Source organism: Mesorhizobium sp. ES1-3 (genome assembly GCF_020164795.1).
In the GTDB taxonomy this organism is placed as follows: Bacteria; Pseudomonadota; Alphaproteobacteria; order Rhizobiales; family Rhizobiaceae; genus Mesorhizobium.
Window position 1 is genome coordinate 1 of record NZ_JAIUGW010000010.1, and the last position, 19,345, is coordinate 19,345.

The 19,345-nt window shown below is 62.3% G+C and carries 18 protein-coding genes and 1 riboswitch; of the genes, 10 read left to right on the forward strand and 8 right to left on the reverse strand.

What is annotated here, in order from left to right; genetic code table 11:
* Positions 1 to 98: 98 nt before the first annotated feature.
* On the forward strand, positions 99 to 932 hold the full coding sequence (locus LB536_RS15475) for an FkbM family methyltransferase (RefSeq protein WP_224593964.1): 834 nt from the start codon (positions 99 to 101) through the stop codon (positions 930 to 932).
* Positions 933 to 1,163: 231 nt separating this feature from the next.
* Here the strand turns inward: LB536_RS15475 and LB536_RS15480 are convergent, their stop codons facing one another.
* Positions 1,164 to 1,916 (reverse strand): Stf0 family sulfotransferase, encoded by a 753-nt coding sequence (locus tag LB536_RS15480; protein WP_224593966.1) that lies wholly within the window; start codon positions 1,914 to 1,916, stop codon positions 1,164 to 1,166.
* 330 nt (positions 1,917 to 2,246) lie between these two features.
* On the opposite strand from LB536_RS15480, the gene LB536_RS15485 reads away from it, so the two are divergent.
* Positions 2,247 to 2,513 carry a hypothetical protein gene (locus tag LB536_RS15485; RefSeq protein WP_224593969.1) on the forward strand — a complete coding sequence of 89 codons (267 nt, stop codon included), beginning with the start codon at positions 2,247 to 2,249 and terminating at the stop codon, positions 2,511 to 2,513.
* 86 nt (positions 2,514 to 2,599) lie between these two features.
* Here LB536_RS15485 and LB536_RS15490 read toward each other — a convergent pair whose 3' ends face one another.
* The gene (locus tag LB536_RS15490; RefSeq protein ID WP_015319281.1) at positions 2,600 to 3,589 is read right to left on the reverse strand and encodes a LysR family transcriptional regulator; all 990 of its coding nucleotides are present in this window, start codon (positions 3,587 to 3,589) and stop codon (positions 2,600 to 2,602) included.
* 291 nt (positions 3,590 to 3,880) lie between these two features.
* Here LB536_RS15490 and chvE point away from each other — a divergent pair, with 291 nt between their 5' ends.
* The 5 genes from chvE (at position 3,881) to LB536_RS15515 (ending at position 9,636) form a co-directional block, all read left to right on the forward strand.
* On the forward strand, positions 3,881 to 4,951 hold the full coding sequence (gene chvE / locus LB536_RS15495) for a multiple monosaccharide ABC transporter substrate-binding protein (protein WP_140765083.1): 1,071 nt from the start codon (positions 3,881 to 3,883) through the stop codon (positions 4,949 to 4,951).
* A 164-nt stretch (positions 4,952 to 5,115) separates the two neighbouring features.
* Positions 5,116 to 6,648 (forward strand): multiple monosaccharide ABC transporter ATP-binding protein, encoded by a 1,533-nt coding sequence (gene mmsA, locus LB536_RS15500; RefSeq protein WP_140765081.1) that lies wholly within the window; start codon positions 5,116 to 5,118, stop codon positions 6,646 to 6,648.
* Positions 6,645 to 7,937, forward strand: coding sequence for a multiple monosaccharide ABC transporter permease (gene mmsB / locus LB536_RS15505; protein ID WP_224593972.1), 1,293 nt, complete (start codon positions 6,645 to 6,647; stop codon positions 7,935 to 7,937). The genes mmsA and mmsB overlap by 4 nt, the downstream gene beginning before the upstream one ends.
* 203 nt (positions 7,938 to 8,140) lie before the next feature.
* Positions 8,141 to 9,133 (forward strand): AraD1 family protein, encoded by a 993-nt coding sequence (gene araD1, locus LB536_RS15510; RefSeq protein ID WP_140811320.1) that lies wholly within the window; start codon positions 8,141 to 8,143, stop codon positions 9,131 to 9,133.
* A 233-nt stretch (positions 9,134 to 9,366) separates the two neighbouring features.
* A complete protein-coding gene (locus LB536_RS15515; protein WP_224593975.1) occupies positions 9,367 to 9,636 on the forward strand; it encodes a hypothetical protein in 270 nt (89 codons plus the stop codon).
* An 81-nt stretch (positions 9,637 to 9,717) separates the two neighbouring features.
* Here LB536_RS15515 and LB536_RS15520 read toward each other — a convergent pair whose 3' ends face one another.
* On the reverse strand, positions 9,718 to 10,812 hold the full coding sequence (locus tag LB536_RS15520) for a 2'-deoxycytidine 5'-triphosphate deaminase (RefSeq protein ID WP_224593977.1): 1,095 nt from the start codon (positions 10,810 to 10,812) through the stop codon (positions 9,718 to 9,720).
* Between the two features lie 78 nt (positions 10,813 to 10,890).
* Positions 10,891 to 10,968: riboswitch (SAM riboswitch) on the forward strand.
* A gap of 57 nt (positions 10,969 to 11,025) precedes the next feature.
* On the opposite strand from LB536_RS15520, the gene LB536_RS15525 reads away from it, so the two are divergent.
* A complete protein-coding gene (locus LB536_RS15525; RefSeq protein ID WP_140811323.1) occupies positions 11,026 to 12,216 on the forward strand; it encodes an O-succinylhomoserine sulfhydrylase in 1,191 nt (396 codons plus the stop codon).
* Between the two features lie 27 nt (positions 12,217 to 12,243).
* On the opposite strand, the gene LB536_RS15530 is transcribed toward LB536_RS15525, so the two are convergent.
* Positions 12,244 to 13,395 carry a ceramide glucosyltransferase gene (locus LB536_RS15530; RefSeq protein WP_224593979.1) on the reverse strand — a complete coding sequence of 384 codons (1,152 nt, stop codon included), beginning with the start codon at positions 13,393 to 13,395 and terminating at the stop codon, positions 12,244 to 12,246.
* Between the two features lie 220 nt (positions 13,396 to 13,615).
* Here LB536_RS15530 and apaG point away from each other — a divergent pair, with 220 nt between their 5' ends.
* The gene (apaG, locus tag LB536_RS15535; RefSeq protein WP_027146773.1) at positions 13,616 to 14,008 is read left to right on the forward strand and encodes a Co2+/Mg2+ efflux protein ApaG; all 393 of its coding nucleotides are present in this window, start codon (positions 13,616 to 13,618) and stop codon (positions 14,006 to 14,008) included.
* 74 nt (positions 14,009 to 14,082) lie between these two features.
* Here the strand turns inward: apaG and LB536_RS15540 are convergent, their stop codons facing one another.
* The 3 genes from LB536_RS15540 to LB536_RS15550 all read right to left on the reverse strand — a co-directional run bounded on the left by LB536_RS15540 (position 14,083) and on the right by LB536_RS15550 (position 17,371).
* Entirely contained in the window at positions 14,083 to 15,114 is a 1,032-nt protein-coding gene (locus LB536_RS15540) for an Hsp33 family molecular chaperone (RefSeq protein WP_140757821.1), read from the reverse strand.
* 129 nt (positions 15,115 to 15,243) lie between these two features.
* Positions 15,244 to 16,155, reverse strand: a complete 912-nt coding sequence (argF, locus tag LB536_RS15545) for an ornithine carbamoyltransferase (protein ID WP_224593980.1) — start codon at positions 16,153 to 16,155, stop codon at positions 15,244 to 15,246.
* Positions 16,156 to 16,171: 16 nt separating this feature from the next.
* Positions 16,172 to 17,371, reverse strand: coding sequence for an aspartate aminotransferase family protein (locus LB536_RS15550; protein WP_140757823.1), 1,200 nt, complete (start codon positions 17,369 to 17,371; stop codon positions 16,172 to 16,174).
* A gap of 356 nt (positions 17,372 to 17,727) precedes the next feature.
* On the opposite strand from LB536_RS15550, the gene LB536_RS15555 reads away from it, so the two are divergent.
* A complete protein-coding gene (locus tag LB536_RS15555) occupies positions 17,728 to 18,246 on the forward strand; it encodes a GcrA family cell cycle regulator (RefSeq protein ID WP_140614743.1) in 519 nt (172 codons plus the stop codon).
* A gap of 79 nt (positions 18,247 to 18,325) precedes the next feature.
* Here LB536_RS15555 and LB536_RS15560 read toward each other — a convergent pair whose 3' ends face one another.
* Positions 18,326 to 19,333: a magnesium and cobalt transport protein CorA gene (locus LB536_RS15560; protein ID WP_140757824.1), complete on the reverse strand. Its 1,008-nt coding sequence runs from the start codon at positions 19,331 to 19,333 to the stop codon at positions 18,326 to 18,328.
* Positions 19,334 to 19,345: the final 12 nt, after the last annotated feature.

Below are 19,345 nucleotides of genomic sequence, written 5' to 3' on the forward strand. Positions count from 1 at the left end.
ACCTCCAAAAATCAGCGTTGAATCTGATTTGCGCTTCCTTGGGAATCCCAACCCGTTAAATCGTCACTACGTCCTAGTACTACCGCATGGGGCTAAAAATGTTTCGACCATTCGACAGGGCGCTAAAGCGCTCGCGCGACAAATTGTTCGCCGGACTCCGTACCTTTGACGGGTTTCGGTACTTCAGCCTGCTGACGATCAATGAAGACATAGTTTTGGTCACAAGGCAGTTCGCTGACCACAGGCTTGTTTTCTCGCCTCATGAACTAGTAGGCCGGCACCTTTTCAGGAATGGCCAATATCAGCGAGCCTTGGCTGACAGGGTACTTGAGATAATCGGCAAGCCCTTTGGGAAAACGCTGTTGGAGCTAGGCGCAAACATCGGGACACATAGCGTCTATCTCACCAGGCAAGGGCATTTTGACCGGCTGATCTGCGTCGAGCCGGCGCCGAACAATATCCACCTGCTGAAGCAGAACCTTGCCTTGAACGGGCTGGCTGAGAAAACCTCGGTCATCGAGTGTGCGGTTGGGGACAGGGATGGGACAGTCGATTTCTATTTTGACGAGAAGAATTTTGGGGCCAGCAGCATGACTGATCACGGCGGAACATCGGTTCAAGTCCCACTGCGCCGCGTGGACGGCATACTGCAAGACCTCGACGTCAGCCCGGAAGAGATCGGGCTTGTATGGATGGATATCGAAGGCGCCGAACCCGATGCGATCAGATCCATGGGGGAGATTGTGGATCAAGGTGTTCCGATTCTCATGGAATACGTGCCCGGCCGTTACGATCGAGCCAAAGTCTCCGAAATGACGGAATACCTGGCCCGCTCCTATCGACGATGCATCGTGTTCGACGGCAAGTCCGAGAAACAGGCCGATATCCGCGAACTGCCAGAAGATACCTACGATATCCTACTTTTGCCGTAGGCCTTCAATCGTTTCCTTGTGAGTGCCATATGCGCGAGATGGAGCAGAAATTCTTACGCATCACTCAGATGCTGGTGATGCTCGCCGTTTCAGGCACTGCCGCGCAGATGCACTGGACGAGCAACGGCCCCTCGATCGGCGCGTGGGGTCTGATCGGCGCAATCGCCTATACGTTCGTCTACTGCTGGTCTACGTCAGAACCTGTCCAACTGGCAGGGCTGTCAGGAATGCCTAAGCCTGGCCGATTCGCATCTCCTTCTTGAGGAGGAACCGGGCGAGGTTGTTGATATTCCGCGGCGCCACCTTCTTGGGCAGATGCGCCAGCAGGTCTTCCGATTTGACGTCGCTGCGGAACCGCTCCGCCCAATCTTCGGTGAGGTCGTCCCGCTGCAGGCGCAAATTCGTCTCGAACTCTCCGTCCGGCATTTCCATCGACAACTGCCGGGCCACCGACGCGACGTAGGGACGAGGATCGTCCAGCAGATCCTCGTAGAAAAAGTGATCGTAACGCAGATCGGCCAACCGCAGGTAAGCCTCCCAGAAGGCATAGCTCTGCTCGATCAGGAAATAGGCTTGGCAGATGCCGGCGAAGTCGTATTGCGGAATCAGGTCCGCGCCGTCCATCGTGCTTCTCCAATGGCCTGACGCCTTCGCCCGGCAATAGGAAATCGCTTGGCGAAGACGGTCCCGCCGTTCCAGCAGGATCAAACCCATGGCATGGCGCCGGCTGCATTCCGCCAGGAAGTCGGCTCCATATTTGGCCTGCGACCAGTGAAGATGCCGTGGAAACAGCTTCACGGCGAACGTGCCGTTCGCGGTTCCGCCGCGATCGATCACGGCGGATAGCAGATCATCAAAGGATTTCGGCTTGCAGCCCAGATTGGCCGTGTCGAGCCATTCGGCTGACTTGCCGAATAATCCCGTGCTGTTCGTGAGGCTGCCAAGCCATTCAGAACCGCTGCGGGCTTCGGTCAATATTGCCACGCCCCTCATGCGTGCCGAGTGCCTCCAGATTGTAGACGCTTGATCACAATTCTAGAATACGGTTCTTCTTGGTCGCCCCTCGGCATGGTCGCAGCTCCGCTCGACAACTCCGCAACGGAGATGGGCTGGCATGCTCCGTCGATTCGATATTAGAATAAGCTAAATTACTTAATCCGTCACGGTCAGGTGATCGGCCACGCTGTGGTGGCCGTCAACCAGAAGCGATTACAGCCAGACGCGGAGCCAGACGCGCTCGCGCCGGCAGCGGACGCGGCGGCGGCCGTGGCGCCAGTAGCTGCGGCAAACCCGTCTCCAGCCGCGGCGGCGTCCATGGCGGCGACGCCAGTAGCCATCGGGACCGCGATGTCTCCAGCGACGCCAGCGGCGATCGGAGACCTGCTCCAGTTCGACCTGATCGTCCCCTTCGAAGACAGCCGGATCCGGCTTGTCCAATTCATCGAGAATTCCATTGCCTTGGGGAACACCGGCAAGCGCGCGGCCAGGTCCGGCCACGCTCGCAAACGCGACTGCCCCCGCAACGCCAAGCATTCCAGTAAGAAACAACCGACGTTCCATGAAAACCTCCCGAGTTGTTGACCACCGACACCTCGTTCCCTCGCCCGAAACAGGCTCCAGCGCGCATGCCGATTTTTTTTGAACGCGCGACGGCGATTCTCGTTCCATCAGCCCACTTCGCGCAGGATGAAATCATGCAGCATCTTGGCCGCCGGCGACAGTACGCGATTCCTGACCGTGATCAGGCTGTAGGGCCTGACCTCGATGTCGAATTCGGTCTGGACGACGTCGATGGCGCCGGCAAGCCCGTCCGGGTTCTGGATGAACTTCGCCACCTGCACCGATACCGGCGCGATGGCATCGGATTGCGCGACCATGACCAGCGTGAGCAGCAGCGAACTGGTGTTCAAGATCCGGTCCGGCAGCGCGATGTTGCGGTTCAGGAAGTTGCTCTCCATCGCCTGGCGCAAGGGCGAACCGCCGGACTGGAAGACCCAGTCATAGGCGGCGGTGTCTTCCAGCCGCACCACATTGCCCCCGGCGAGCGGGTGGCCGCGGCGTACGATCAGGCAGGCCTTCTCGACGCCGATCACGCGGGATTCGAACAGCCGCGGATTGAGGTCATCGGGAATGCGGGCGATGATGAAGTCGTGGCGCGAGGCGATCAGCTCGCGGGCGAGCACGTTCGACGTTTCGACCTGCATGGTGATCTCGATGCGCGGGTAGATGCGGCGGATCTCGCGAATCGCCGGCACGGCCAATTCGATCGCCGGCGCGGTCACGGCGCCGAGGAACACCGAGCCGCCCTTGCCGGCCTTGAGCTCGGCAATCTCGCGATCGGCTTCGCGCATCTCGAGCAGGATCGAGCGCGCCCGCCTGGCAAGTGCCTGGCCATAGGGGGTGAGGGTTACGCCGCGCGGCAGCCGTTCGCACAGCTTGACGTCGAGCACCGCCTCCATCTCGGCGATCATGCGCGAGGCGGCCGGCTGGGAGATGTTCATGACCTGGGCCGCGGCGCTCACCCGTCCGTGATCGTCGAGGGCGGCTATCATGCGCATGTGGCGCAAGCTCAAGCCACTGCGCAGGAGTGTTTCCCCGTCTCCCGGGAGCTTCTCGTAACTTACCGGAATCGCATCGGGATCGCGCAACGCCGCCATGATCTTCCAGCCTTTCCGTCGATTCTTCCCGGATGCTAGACCATACCGGTTTCGGTATAGCAACCACCAAAGATCGCATTTGACAGTTATGGCAAAGCGACCCACCCTCCGCGCGTTCCGAGGTGCAGGGGTCGGTAACGAACAAAATCGTATCGATTGAAACTGCGTCGCGGAGCCGATTGGGAGGATACCGGAGATCGATAAAGCCGACAGCGGCGCGTTTGCGCTCCTGTCCGGTTGCGCGACCCGCGAAGCCCCGAGGTGTCGCGTCCATCAACCAGGGAGAGTAATGTGAAGATTATCAAGACGCTGGCCGCCGTGGCGGCCCTTGGCATCGCTGCCATGAGCTATCAGGCGCACGCGGCCGACAAGGGTCTTGTCGGCGTGCTGATGCCGACCAAGACCTCGCAGCGCTGGATCAACGACGGCGACGCCGTCAAATCCCAGCTCGAGGCTCTCGGCTACACTGTCGACCTGCAGTATGCGCAGGACGACATCCCCAACCAGCTCAGCCAGCTGGAAAACGAAATCACCAAGGGCCCGAAGGCGCTGATCATCGCCTCGATCGACGGCACCACTTTGTCGGATGCGCTGCAGAAGGCCAACGACGCGGGCGTCGTCGTCGTCGCCTATGACCGCCTGATCAAGAAGACTCCCAATGTCGACTATTATACCACCTTCGACAATTTCGGCGTCGGCGTGATCCAGGCGAATTCGCTGGTCAAGGGTCTCAAGGAGCGCTTTCCGAACACCAAGCCGTGGAACGTCGAACTGTTCGGCGGCTCGCCGGACGACAACAACGCCTTCTTCTTCTACAACGGTGCGATTTCGGTCCTGCAGCCGTTGATCGACGACGGCTCGATCAAGATCAAGTCCGGCCAGATGGGCATGGACAAGGTCGGCACGCTGCGCTGGCTGGCGGCAACCGCCCAGGCCCGCATGGACAACCTCCTGTCGGCGAACTACTCGGACGGCAGCCGCGTCGATGGCGTTCTGTCGCCCTATGACGGCCTGTCGCGCGGTATCACCGCATCGCTGCGCGCCGTGGGCTACGGCACGGCCGCTCAGCCCTGGCCGATCGTGACCGGTCAGGACGCCGAGACCGCCTCGGTCAAGCTGATCATCTCGGGCGAGCAGTACTCGACCGTGTTCAAGGACACCCGCGACCTAGCCAAGGCCACTGTCGGACTGGTCGACAAGGTGCTCTCGGGCGGCAAGCCTGACGGCCTCGACACCAAGACCTACAACAACGACGTCAAGGTCGTTCCCTCGATCCTGTTGACGCCGCACGAAGTCGACAAGTCGAACTACCAGAAGCTGGTCGTCGACTCCGGTTACATCAAGGCCGAAGACCTGAAGTAATCCTGGCTATAAAATCAGGGGTCCTGCACAACGCAGGGCCCCTTTCGTTCAGAAGCGACCCCGGTATTGTTTCTGCCGGCCTAGAGCAATTCCAGGAAAAGTGCGTAGCGGTTTTCCGTCAGGAATTGCGTAAAAACAAGAAAGTCTAGGAGGAGGCTGCCCTGATGACCTCGACGATTTTGGAGATGCGCGACATCACCAAGACGTTCCCCGGCGTGAAGGCGCTCTCGAACGTCAACCTCAGCGTAGAGGAAGGCGAGATCCACGCCGTGGTCGGCGAGAATGGCGCCGGCAAGTCGACGCTGATGAAGGTGCTGTCGGGCGTTTATCCCTCCGGCACCTATGATGGCCAAATCATCTTTCAGGGCCAGGAATGCCATTTCAGAGGCATCCATGACAGCGAACACAAGGGCATTGTCATCATCCACCAGGAACTTGCGCTGGTGCCGATGCTGTCGATCGCCGAAAACATTTTCCTCGGCAACGAACACGCCAGATACGGCGTCATCGACTGGCACGCCAACGAGGCGCGCACGTCCGAGCTTTTGAAGAAAGTCGGTCTCAGGGAAGACCCCAAGACGCTGATCACCAATATCGGCGTCGGCAAGCAGCAGCTGGTCGAGATCGCCAAGGCGCTCAGCAAGGAAGTCAAGCTCCTGATCCTCGACGAGCCGACGGCATCGCTCAGTGAGAAGGACAGCCAGGCGCTGCTCGATCTTTTGCTCGAGTTCAAGCGGCAGGGCATGACCTCGATCCTGATCTCCCACAAGCTCAACGAGGTGAACCGCGTCGCCGACAAGGTGACGGTGATCCGCGACGGGCGCACGATCGAGACATTGCCGCGGAAGGAGATCAGCGAGGACCGGATCATCACCTCCATGGTCGGCCGGTCTCTCGACGATCGCTACCCGCCGCGCGAGCCTGATATCGGCGACGTCATTTTCGAGGTCAAGGACTGGTCCGTCTACCACCCGATCCATGCCGAACGGCAAGTGATCAAGAGCATCGACCTCAAGGTGCGCAAGGGCGAAGTTGTCGGCATCGCCGGGCTGATGGGCGCCGGCCGCACCGAATTCGCCATGAGCCTGTTCGGTCGCTCCTATGGCCGGCACATCAGCGGGGAGGTGCTGCTCAACGGCAAGCCCGCCGACCTTTCGACAGTGGGCAAGGCAGTGCAGAACGGCATCGCCTACGTCACCGAAGACCGCAAAACCTATGGGCTGAACCTCATTGACCACATCAAGCACAATGTGACGCTGGCCAACCTCGCCGGCGTTTCCAATGGCGGCGTCATCGACGATATGCGCGAAATGAGCGTCGCCAACGACTATCGCAAAAAGACCAATATCCGCGCATCCAGCGTCTATCAGCTGACCGGCAATCTCTCGGGCGGCAACCAGCAGAAGGTGGTGTTGTCGAAATGGCTGTTCGCCGACCCGGAAGTTCTGATCCTCGATGAGCCGACGCGCGGCATTGACGTCGGTGCCAAGTACGAAATCTATACAATCATCGCTCGCCTCGCCGCCGAGGGCAAGGCGATCATCGTCATCTCATCGGAAATGCCGGAACTGCTCGGCATCTCGGACAGAATATATGTCATGAACGAAGGGCGCATGGTCGGCGAGATGGCGGCAAGCGACGCCAGCCAGGAAAAAATCATGCGCGCCATTGTTCGCGGAGAAGGAAAAGCATCATGAGCACAGACAGCGCTCCCGCGCCGCAAAGCGGCACCGCCGAGGACGTCAAGCAGGGTCCTCGCATCGCCGTCTCGGCGCTGACGACGAACCTGCGCGAATACGGCCTGATCATCGCGCTGATCGTCATCATGCTGTTCTTCCAGTACACGACGTCGGGAACGCTGTTCAAACCGGTCAACCTCAGCAACCTGGTGCAGCAGAACTCGTTCATCATCGTGATGGCGCTCGGCATGCTGCTGGTCATCGTCGCCGGCTATATCGATCTCAGCGTAGGATCGGTCGCCGGCTTCATCGGCGCACTTGCCGCCATGATGATGGTCATCTGGCCGCTCGGCATGTTCAGCAACCCGCTCGTGGTCTCGATCGTCTGCCTGGTCGTCGGCGGGTTGATCGGTGGGGCCCAAGGCTACTGGATCGCCTATCACCGCATACCAAGCTTCATCGTGACGCTCGCCGGCATGCTGATCTTCCGCGGCATCTGCCAGGCGCTGCTTGGCGGCGGCTCCTCGGTCGGTCCGCTTCCCGACAGTTTCAAGGCGCTGAGTTCCGGCTTCATCCCGGACGTGATCGGCCCGCTGACGCTGATCCCACCGACGGTGAATGCCGCCGGCAAGACCATTGTCGGCAGCGGGCTCACGCTGCACATGACGACGATCGTGCTGGGCCTGGTCGCGGTGCTCGCCTACGCCTATTTCGGCTTCAGGGGGCGGCGCAAGCGCGAACGCCACGGTTATGAGGCCGAGCCTTTCACGCTGTTCGTCATCAAGACCCTGGTAGGCAGCGCGCTGGCGCTGTTCCTGGTCTTCCAGTTCGCGACCTATCGGGGCCTGCCGATCGTGCTCCTGGTGATGGGCGTGTTGATTTCATTGTTCGTCTTCGTCACCAAGCGCATGACCATCGGCCGCCGCATCTACGCCATGGGTGGCAACGCCAAGGCGGCGCAACTGTCGGGCATCAACACCGAACGGCTGACGCTCCTGGTGTTCGTCAATATGGGCGTGCTGTCGGCACTCGGCGGCCTCATCATCGCCGCGCGTCTCGGCCAGGCCGTGCCGGCCGCGGGCCTCGGCAGCGAGCTCGACGTGATCGCGGCCGTCTTCATCGGCGGCGCCTCCGCGATGGGCGGCGTCGGCCAGGTCATCGGCGCGGTGGTCGGCGGCTTCATCATGGGCGTGATGAACAACGGCATGTCGATCATGGGCGTCAATGTCGACTGGCAGCAGGTGGTCAAGGGACTGGTCCTGCTCGGGGCCGTCATCTTCGACGTCTACAACAAGAACAAGGCTTAAGGGCTGGGGGCGAGGACTAGGAGGCATACGGGTTCTAGATCGCGAAGCTGCCGGCGGCCCGTCGGCACCAAGAAGTCCGGGGAAGGACCAGGCTCGCGAACGCAATCCGGACGAAGCGTTTCAACCGTGGCGCGTTTCCGCGCCGCGCCGGTCAGGGTTTGCCCATTGGCAGCCGGATACAGATAAATGAGAGAGGACTGATCATGCTGATCTCGCAGATTCTCGACGACGCCGAGACGATCCGTGTCGTTGCCCGCAGCGGCGGGAAGACCCGGATCATCAACGGCGCGCGGAGCGTCTATTCGCTGGCGATGGAGGCCGCCCGCACCGGCGTCGGCCTGGCCGCCCTGATTGAACGCAAGGGACTTGGCGAGACGATCGATCTGGACGCCGCCTATAAGAGGGGGCGCCTTCTGTCGCCGATCAATCACCCCGACCCGGCGCATCTGCATCTGACCGGCACGGGGCTGACGCATCTCGGGTCGGCCGCGACGCGCGATTCCATGCACAAGAAGCTCAGCACCGACGGGGAGGAGCAACTCACCGATTCCATGAAGATGTTCCGCATGGGGCTGGAAGGCGGCAAGCCTGCGAAAGGCCAGGTCGGCGTGCAGCCAGAATGGTTCTACAAGGGCAACGGTACCATGGCGGTCGCGCCTGGCGCGGCGCTCATGTCACCGGCCTTTGCCAAGGATGCCGGCGAAGAACCGGAGGTCGCCGGGATCTATGTCATTGGCGATGACGGCGCGCCGTTCCGTGTCGGCTTCACGCTGTCGAACGAGTTCTCGGACCATGTGACGGAGCGCGTGAACTATCTGTTCCTGGCCCACTCCAAGCTGCGCAACGCCTCGTTCGGGCCGGAGATCCTGATCGGCGACCTGCCTTCGGACATCCGCGGCACGTCGCGGATCCTGCGTGACGGCAAGACATTGTGGGAGAAGCCGTTCCTGTCGGGCGAAGCGAACATGTCGCACACCATCGCCAATCTCGAGCACCACCACTTCAAATATTCGGCGTTCCGCCAGCCGGGCGACGTACATGTGCATATGTTCGGCACCGCGACGCTGTCCTTCGCCGACGGCATCAATACCGAGGCCGGCGACGTGTTCGAGATCGAGGCAGGGGATTTTGGTCTGCCGCTGCGCAACCCGCTGGAAATCGAAAAGCCGGTGAAGGTGGCGGTGAAGGCGCTGTGACGCGCCAGACATCAGGACGTCATAGATGGTCCTATGACAGGCTTTGACATATGGTCTTGAGGTATTTGCCAGGCGCCGTACGAAGCCTTGGCTTCGTGCTCTTGCTCGCGCACGCGTCGTCCGTGGCTTATGGAGCCGCGCAGTGCAGTCCCAAATCCTATGGCGAAGCACTCGGGCTTATGAAGAACCGGCTTCTGACGTCCGGTTACTCAAGTCCTCAGGTCGAATTTCTGATGCAAAACGCTGACCAGCGAATGTCCACGCTTGGCGGTGCGAAACTGAACGAGGCGGCCAAGCCATGCGGGATAGACTCAGCCCGAGCCCATGTCCTCGGCTGCCTGGACAAAGTCCTGTTCCCCTTGGAAGGATCAAAGGCTTCGCTTGACGCTGCAAGGCAGAAACGCATCTGGGGTAAAACGCAACTCGCACGGCGCGAACTGCTGTTCATCGGCAGCTTCAATGCGTGTCTCGGCACTGCGAGAAAGCGCATGTTTCACGGCTAGAATAGTCAAACGTCAAACGGATGCTGAACTCGTCGGCTGGAGAGGTCGGCTAAAGCTCTGCATGGCCTCATGGCGTCAGGATCAGCGCGCGGCGCGGAAATGCTTGGACAGCTTCAGGCCTTGCGCCTGGTAGTTGGAGCCCAGGTCGGTTCCGTAGAGCGCCTGCGGCCGCTTCAGCATGTGCTCGTAGACCAGCCGGCCGACGATCTGGCCATGATCGAGGATGAACGGCACTTCGTGGCTGCGCACTTCGAGCACCGCCCGACTGCCGGTGCCGCCGGCCGCCGAATGGCCGAACCCCGGATCGAAAAAACCGGCATAGTGGACACGGAACTCGCCGACCAGCGGATCGAAGGGCGTCATCTCGGCGGCGTAGAGCGGCGGCACATGCACCGCCTCCTGGCTGACGAGGATGTAGAACTCGTCGGGATCGAGCACCAGTTCGCCGGCGCCGCTCTTGTGGATCGGCTCCCAGAAGTCGACGACATCCTGGGCGGCACGCTTGTCGACATCGATGAGGCCAGTGTGGTGCTTGCCGCGATAGCCGACCAGCCCATCCTTGTCGCCGTTGAGATCGATCGACAGCGCGATGCCGCCGCCCGAAATGTTCGGCGGCTCGGTGGCGACCAGCATCTCGGCGCGGTGCAATTCATGCAGTTCGGCTTCCGAAAGCAGCGCGTTGCCGGTTCGAAAACGGATTTGAGACAGGCGCGAACCGGTGCGCGCAATGATCGGGAAGGTGCGCGGGCTGACTTCGAGATAGAGCGGACCCTGATAGCCAGCGGCGATCTTGTCGAACTCATGGCCCCGGTCGGTCATGACGCGGGTGAAGATGTCGAGCCGACCAGTCGAGCTCTTCGGATTGGCCGAGGCCGAAATGCCAGCCGGCAGGGCCAGGCTCTCGAGCAGCGGCACAATATAGACGCAGCCGGTTTCGAGAACCGCGCCTTCGGTCAGACTGATCTCGTGCAGCTGCAGCCGATCGAGCTTTTCCGAGACCTTGTGGTTGGGACCGGGCAGGAACGAGGCCCGCACCCGCCAGGCCTTTTCACCCAATCTGAGATCAAGACTGGCCGGCTGGATCTGATCGGCATCGAGCGCACGCGGCGACTTCAGCGCGCCGGACTGGAACAGCGCCGAAATGTCCTGATCGGGAAGAATGCCTGTCTGCCGCAAAGTCTGGCTCCTGGGCCTTTGATACAAACCTCTTAATGAAGCCGGCAATTGACGCAAGCGTGGCGCGGGTCTAAAGGGTCGTTATCCCGTGGTGATTTGGCCGGTCGGCTTGCAGCCACGTTAAACAAGTCGCTAAAGGACCGTCGGGCCGCAAGGCCGTATGGACCGGTTGCGACTTTTTCGCGGCCGGTTTTTTTGTGTTTGGATAGGACGATGACGAGCAAGACGCGCAATTGGAAGCCTCAAACCGCACTCGTGCATGGCGGAACCCTGCGTTCCCAATTCGGCGAAACCTCCGAGGCGATGTACCTGACCCAAGGCTATGTCTACAAGACCGCCGAGGCGGCGGAAGCCCGCTTCAAGGGCGAAGAGCCTGGCTTCATCTATTCGCGTTACGCCAACCCGACCGTCGACATGTTCGAAAAGCGCATGTGCGCTCTCGAAGGCGCCGAGGACGCGCGCGCCACGGCGTCGGGCATGGCTGCGGTGACGGCGGCCCTTCTGTGCAGCGTCAAGGCCGGCGACCATATCGTGGCGGCGCGCGCGCTGTTCGGTTCCTGCCGCTGGGTGGTCGAGACGCTGGCGCCGCGCTATGGCATCGAGGCGACTTTGGTCGACGGCACCGATATCGCCAACTGGGAAAAGGCGGTCAGGCCGAACACCAAGCTGTTCTTCCTGGAAAGCCCCACCAACCCGACGCTGGAAGTCGTCGACATCGCCGCCGTCGCTTCGCTTGCCAATTCGATCGGCGCGAGGCTTGTCGTCGACAATGTCTTCGCCACGCCGCTACAGCAAAAGCCGTTGCAGCTTGGTGCGCACATCGTCGTCTACTCGGCCACCAAGCACATCGACGGCCAGGGTCGCTGCCTGGGCGGCGTCATCCTTTCGGACAAGAAGTGGATCGACGAAAATCTGCACGACTACTTCCGCCACACCGGCCCCAGCCTGTCGCCGTTCAATGCCTGGACCTTGCTGAAGGGTCTCGAGACGCTGCCGCTGCGCGTGCGCCAGCAGACGGAAAGTGCCGGCAGGATCGCCGACTTCCTGGCCGAGCAGCCGCAGATCGCCCGCGTCATCTATCCGGGCCGCGCCGACCACCCGCAGGCCGCCATCGTCAAGAAGCAGATGTCGGGCGGCTCGACGCTGATCTGCCTTGACGTCAAGGGCGGCAAGCCGGCGGCCTTCGCCCTGCAGAACGCCCTCGACATCGTGCTGATCTCGAACAATCTCGGCGATGCCAAGAGCCTGATCACCCATCCGGCGACGACGACGCACAAGAACCTGAGCGACGAGGCCCGCGCCGAACTTGGCATCGGGCCTGGCACGCTCAGGCTGTCTGTCGGCCTGGAGGACGCCGACGACCTGCTGGAAGACATCGCGCAGGCGCTGAAGGCGGCCAAATAGGCTGTTCAGGAGCGTCGTCCGCGGCGATCAGGCGCGCGACGGCGTCTCCTCCAGTTCGGCTGCCTTGGTGCGGATGGTCATGGCGTTGCCGCGCCAGTCGACGGCGCCGCCGAGCCAGCCGCGCGCCCAGATGAACGGGAGCATCACGTCGCGCGCGAGCATCGCCGCGACCATGCGCGGCGACAGGTGCCAGCCCTTGGACAAGGCCAGCGCGCACTCCGGAAGGTAGAAGGCCGCCAAGACGGCAATCGCGGTTGCCCAGAGGCTGACGCCCGCGCTCGCCGCCGCAACCAGCGCAAGCGCCAGAGGCACCGCCGCGCCAGTCAGGATTTCGGGCGCGAAGAACAGCGGGAACGTGACGCGGCGCAGGCGCGCCCAGCGGGCCTGGCGCGACCAGATCTCGCCAAGCGTGCGCTGGCCGAGCGGCTGCTCGAAGGGCGCCGCAACGAGATTGACGCGCAGGCCGAGGCCGTTGACCAGCTTGGTCGCGGCGGCGTCCTCGGCGATCTCGGCGGCCAGCGCGCGAATGCCGCCATTTGCGTCCAGCATCGGCTTGTTCCACAGCATGCTCTTGCCCTGGGCAAAGCCGAGGCCGAGCGCCTCGCCGGCATACTGCCAGCGGGCCTGCAATGTGTTGAGGAAGGCGCATTCTACATCGGCCCAGAAACCCACTGGTCGCGAGCCGATCGGCGTCGAGCAGACAAGGCCGGTGTCGGGCCGCCATGCCGCCATCATGTGCTCGACATAGTCCCTCGGCATCAAGACGTTGGAATCGGCAAGGATGACCCAGTCATGGCGCGCCGCTTCCCAGCCCTTGACGCAATTGTTGAGCTTTGGATTGGCGCTGACACGGTCGTCACCGATCAGCAGCCGGGCCGGCACCTCGGGAAACCGGGCAATCGCCCTGTTTATCAGTTTGACCACCGGGTCGTCGGTATGGGCGACGCAGAAAATCAGTTCGTAGCGTGGCCAGTCGAGCGCGAAGGCGCGTTCCAGCGTCTCATGCGTGAACGGCTCGACGCCACGCGACGGGACGATGATCGACACCGGTTGCGACTTGCCGGCCGGCGGGGCGATCGTGCCGCGCCGTTTCAGCTGTGAGGCGGCGAGCGAGATGCTGGCGGCGTTTGAAAGGATGAGTGCGGTCGAAAGCGAGGCGGCTATGAAGGTGAGTCCCATCGAGATCTGGTCACTCCGGAAAGGCGGCCCGCATCGTGGCCGTTTTCAACAGTTCGACAGAGCGCCGAGTCGCCCGGTTCGTGCACACCACCATTGTCGTGTGTCACTTAAATGACATTCTTTGCCGGCACCTGCGGTTCAAGGTCGGGCGCGACAAGACGCGCACGTTGACCTGCTCACCGGGAGCGCCGAAAGTCGTCGGATTGTTTTGGAGCCGCTCATGTATCGCGCCGTGACGCGCAACATCGAAGTGCAGGTCAGGCCGTTCTATCTCGAGGACCGTTCGGATCCCTCGGAAAACCGCTATGTCTGGGGCTATCAGATAACGATCGACAACCAGTCGGACGAGTTCGTGCAGTTGTTGTCGCGCTACTGGCACATCACCGATGGTGCCGGCCGGGTCGAGGAAGTACGCGGCCCGGGCGTTGTCGGCGACCAGCCGGAACTCAATCCCGGCGACAGCTATCAATACACGTCCGGCTGCCCGCTCTCGACGCCGTCCGGGATCATGGTCGGACGCTACACGATGCGCAACAAGCGCGGCGAGACGTTCGACATCGCCATCCCCGCCTTCTCGCTCGATCTGCCGGGAACAAGGCGCACGGTGAATTAGCGCCGACGGTCGCGCTGCCCCTCATCCGCCCTTCGGGCTCCTTCTCCCCGTGAACGGGGAGAAGGAAAGATACCTCACTGAGCCGCAAATTCCGCCGGATCGAAGTCGTACTGCGTAGAACAGAACTCGCAGGCGACATGGATGCCGCCATCCTCGGTGCTGTCCTTGATCTCCTGCGCGGAGAAGCCCTCGAGGATGCCACGGATCTTGTCCCGGGAGCATGAGCACTGGTCGGTGACGGGAACGCCGCCGAAGACGCGCACGCCATGCTCGTGGAACAGGCGATAGAGCAGCCGCTCGGCGCCGATGGTCGGATCGATCAATTCGGTCGGCTCGATGGTGCCGAGCAAGGCCAGCAACTCCTGCCAGGAATTGTCCGTGGGATCATGGATCTCCTCGCGCGGATCGCCATCCCCGCCCGGCAAGTCCGGAATGCGCATGCGCTCGGAGGCCTGCGGCAGGAACTGCGCCAGGATACCACCGGCGCGCCACTGCTCGCGCGCCCCGCCGACGCCGGGCGTCAGCAGCTTGGCGACCGAGAGCCTGATATCCGTCGGGATCTGTTCCGACTGGCGGAAATAGGTGCGCGCCGCATCTTCCAGCGTCTCGCCGTCGAGCTGGACGATGCCCTGATAGCGCTGCGTATGGGCGCCCTGGTCGATGGTCAGCGCCAGCACGCCGCTGCCAAGCAGCGTTTGCTGCGAGGTCTCGCCGGCCGCAATCAGGGCCTCCAGCCGGTCGGCGTCGAAACGTGCATAGGCGCGCAGCGCCGACGGCGTGGAAAAATCCGCGACCAGCATGTCGACAGGCCCGTCGGTACGGGTCTGCAGAATGAACTTGCCTTCGAACTTGAGCGAGGTGCCGAGCAGCACCGTCAGCACACAGGCTTCCGCCAGCAGGCGGGCGACCGGCTCGGGATAGTCGTGGCGGCCAAGGATGGCGTCGAGCATCGGCCCGAGCTGCACCGTGCGGCCACGCACGTCGAGCGGACCGACTTCGAAGGGAACGACGTGATCGTCGCCGGCGTAGCCGAACTCGCCGAGTTTGGGGTGATGTTCAGTCACTTGATGGCTTTCCAACATGACAAGGCTCCAGGGCGCGGCCATGCGGCCCTGGTGGGCACATGCGTCCAAACGCGCTTGATTTGCGTGATGCGGCGCAGATAGGCATCGCGCCCCCGCGGATCAAGCGCCCGGACACTTCAGGCGCCCAGACACGTCATGCGCTCAGACACATCAAGCACCGAGGCACCAGGCAAGCACGGCCTTCTGGGCGTGGAGCCGGTTCTCGGCCTCGTCGAACACCACCGAATGCGGCCCGTCGATGACCTCGTCGGTCACCTCCTCGCCGCGATGCGCCGGCAGACAATGCATGAACAGGGCGTCGGGCTTCGCCTTGGCCATCAGCGCCGCGTTGACCTGATAGGGCGAGAAGACATTGTGGCCGCGGGCACGGTGTTCCTGGCCCATCGACACCCAGCAGTCGGTGACGATGCAGTCGGCCTGGTCGACGGCTTCCTCGGGCAAGCGGGTGAAATGCAGCTTGCCGCCATGCGCCTTGGACCAGTCGACATGCTTCTGCGCCGGTTCGCTGCCTTCGGGCACGGCGACGTTGAGGTTGAAGCGGAACCGGGCCGAGGCCTCGAGCAGCGAGTGCAGCACATTGTTGCCGTCGCCGGTCCAGGCAATCGTCTTGCCGGCCACCGGACCGCGATGCTCCTCGAATGTCATGATGTCGGCCATCAGCTGGCAGGGATGGGTGTCGTCGGTCAGCCCGTTGATCACCGGAACGGTGGCATTCTCGGTCAGCTCCAGCAGCCGCTCATGCGAGGTGGTGCGGATCATGATCGCGTCGACATAGCGCGACAGCACCTTGGCTGTATCGGCGATGGTCTCGGAGCGGCCGAGCTGCATCTCGGTGCCGGTCAACATGATGGTCTCGCCGCCAAGCTGGCGCATGCCGACGTCGAAAGAAACGCGCGTGCGCGTCGACGGCTTGTCGAAGATCATGGCCAGCACCTTGCCTTCGAGCGGCTTGGTCCGCTCGCCGGCCTTGAGACGCGCCTTTCGCGTCACCGCATCATCCAGCATGAAGCGCAAATCGCCTTCGGAAACGGTGGAAAGATCGGTGAAATGGCGAACTGACATCAGGAATGGTTCCGGATTACTTCGCGGCGGCGGAGGCAATGGCCTCCGACAGGCCCTTGGCGCCAGCGCGGATGCGGTTGAGCGCTTCGTGAATCTCGGCGTCGGTGACGGTGAGCGGTGGCAGCAGGCGAATGACGTTGTCGCCGGCCGGAACCGCCAGCAGATGCTGGTCGCGCAGCGCCATGTTCACCTTGCCGTTGGGCATCGCGCATTTGAGGCCGAGCATCAGCCCGGTGCCCCTGATATCCTCGATCACCTCGGGGAATTCGTCGGCTATCGACGCCAGCCCCTGCTTCATCAGTAGCGCCTTGCGCTGGACATCCTCCAGGAAGCCGTCTTCCAGCACAACGTCGAGGACGGCGTTGCCGACCGCCATTGCCAGCGGATTGCCGCCGAAGGTGGTGCCGTGCACGCCGGCGGTCATGCCGACGGCCGCCTCGTCGGTGGCGAGGCAGGCGCCCATCGGGAAGCCGCCGCCAATGCCCTTGGCGATTGCCATGATGTCGGGCGTCACCGCAGACCACTCATGCGCGAACAGCTTGCCGGTACGGCCAATGCCGCACTGGACCTCGTCGTAGATCAACAGCAGGCCATGCTGCTCGCAGAGTTGCCGCAGCCGCTTCAGCGACTGTGTCGGCACCGGGCGGATGCCGCCCTCGCCTTGCACCGGCTCGATCAGGATCGCGGCGGTCTCGGGCGTGATCGCCTTTTCAGCGGCGTCGATGTCGTCGAAACCGACCTGGTCGAAGCCTTCGACCTTGGGTCCGAAGCCTTCGAGGTATTTGTACTGGCCGCCGGCCGCGATGGTCGCCAGCGTGCGGCCATGGAAGGCGCCCTCGAAGGTGATGATGCGGAAGCGCTCGGGATGTCCCTTGACGAAGTGGTAGCGCCGCGCCGTCTTGATCGCACATTCCAGCGCCTCGGCGCCGGAATTGGTGAAGAACACCTTGTCGGCGAAGGTGGCATCTGCCAGCCGCTCCCCGAGCCTGCTCTGCCCCGGGATCTCGTAGAGATTGGAGACGTGCCAGAGTTTCGCCGCCTGTTCGGTGAGGGCCGCGACCAGATGCGGATGGCCGTGGCCAAGCGAATTGACCGCTATGCCGCCGGCGAAATCGAGATATCGTTCGCCCTTGTCGGTAACCAGCCAAGTGCCTTCCCCATGGTCGAAGGCCAGGGGTGCGCGAGCAAAGGTCTCGTAAAGCGCCGAACCGCTCATTATATGCGTCTCCGGTACCGGAAAATCAAAAAAGCCGCCAAAGCGGCGGCCTTCTGCGGCTTATCGTGTTTTTCGGTCATGAAGTCAACGAAAACGTCGCGTAGTGGCGCGCGGCAAGCCCCCTGACGCAACGCCGGCTCATGAGCGACCGGGCAAGTTGGGGAAAACCGAAAAAACCGACTCGTGTTGCACTTGGGACTCTTGTCACCGAGTCAGCGTATAGAGTAGTTGTAGTCGAGAAATAACTAGATTTCGTGCGGCGGACCTAATCACCAGATATATGTGGTGTCTGCCCCAGCAGTGGTGCTGGGTCGGGAATGGATTCTGGTTGCCGCACGCTTATAAGGAGCGCGGTCATGAACTGGACTGACGAGCGGGTAGAACTCTTGAGAAAACTGTGGTCGGAGGGTCTGAGCGCAAGCCAGATTGCCGCGCAGCTCGGAGGGGTCAGCCGCAACGCGGTCATCGGCAAGGTGCACCGGCTGAAGCTGTCAGGCCGCGGCCGTGCGACAGCGACGCCGGCACGCCAGAAGAAGGCGACGCAGGGATCGACCGTCCAGAAGTCGGTGGCGCGCGCCGCGAGCACGGCACGCCATGTCACGACTTCGATCGGCGCGACGGCCCTTCAGACGCAGTTCGACGCCGAACCCGTGGCAAGACACTACATCCGCCCGGTCGAGAACGTCGTGGTCCCGATCTCACGGCATCTGCAACTCGTCGAACTGACCGAGCGCACCTGCAAATGGCCGAATGGCGATCCGCTTTCGGAGGACTTCAATTTCTGCGGCAACGAAGCCGCCGAAACCGGTCCCTACTGCAAATACCATGCCCGCGTGGCGTTCCAGCCGGCGGCGGAGCGGCGGCGGAATCGCTGAGCGGAGTGAGTAGTGAGTAGTGAGTAGCTGTGATCCCAACCAATCACTACTGACTACTGACTACTGACTACTGACTACTTCACAACCATCCATTCTTGCGAAACCGCCAGTACAGAAAAGAGCAGATCAGCGCGATGATGGCCAGCACCATCGGGTAGCCATATTCCATCTTCAGCTCCGGCATGTCGGTAAAGTTCATGCCATAGATGCCGGCGAATGCGGTTGGCACCGCCAGGATGGCCGCCCATGAGGCGAGTTTCTTCGAGATCGCCGTTTCCTGGCTCTGACCGACCAGAAGACTGGCCTCGAAGGCGAAGGCCAGCACCTCGCGCAGGCTGTCGACCTTCTCCTGGACGGTACGGATATGATCCGTCACGTCGCGGAACAGCGGGTGCATGGCCGAATGGATCTGCGGCAGCTCGGCGCTGGTCAGCCGGCGGCAGACTTCCACCAATGGCAATGCCGCGTTGCGCAGGCGCAGGAGGTCGCGGCGCAGCATGTAGAGGCGTTCGATGTCGGGACCGGTCATCGGCTTCAGCAGGACCTTGTCCTCGATCGCCTCGACCTCGTCCTCGATCTGCTCGAGCACGGGCATGTAATTGTCGACGATGAAGTCGAGAATGGCGTAGAGGACGAAATCCTCGCCCTTGGCCAGCGAATGCGGGCAGCTTTCCCAGTGCTGGCGCACGGCGGCATAGGATGTCGACGGGCCGTGCCTGACGCTGACGATGTAGCCTGAGCCGACAAACAGATGTGTCTCGCCGAAGGTGACGCGCCCTTCGATCAATTGCGCCGTGCGAGCAACGATGAACAGCGCATCGCCATATTGCTCGATCTTTGGGCGCTGGTGCGGATGCTCGGCATCCTCGATCGCCAGCTCATGAAGATGAAACTGCGCCTTGACGCGCAACAGAAGTTCGCGGTCAGGTTCAAGCAGCCCGATCCAGACGACATGCCCCGATTTCTTGGCCCATTCGCCGGCTTCCTCGATCGGAATATCGGCGATCCGGCGCCCGGCGGTATAGACACCGCAGGCGATGATGCCCGATGACGGCGGCGAGGGCTTGAACTCGCGGACATATTCCATCGCAGCCTCCCG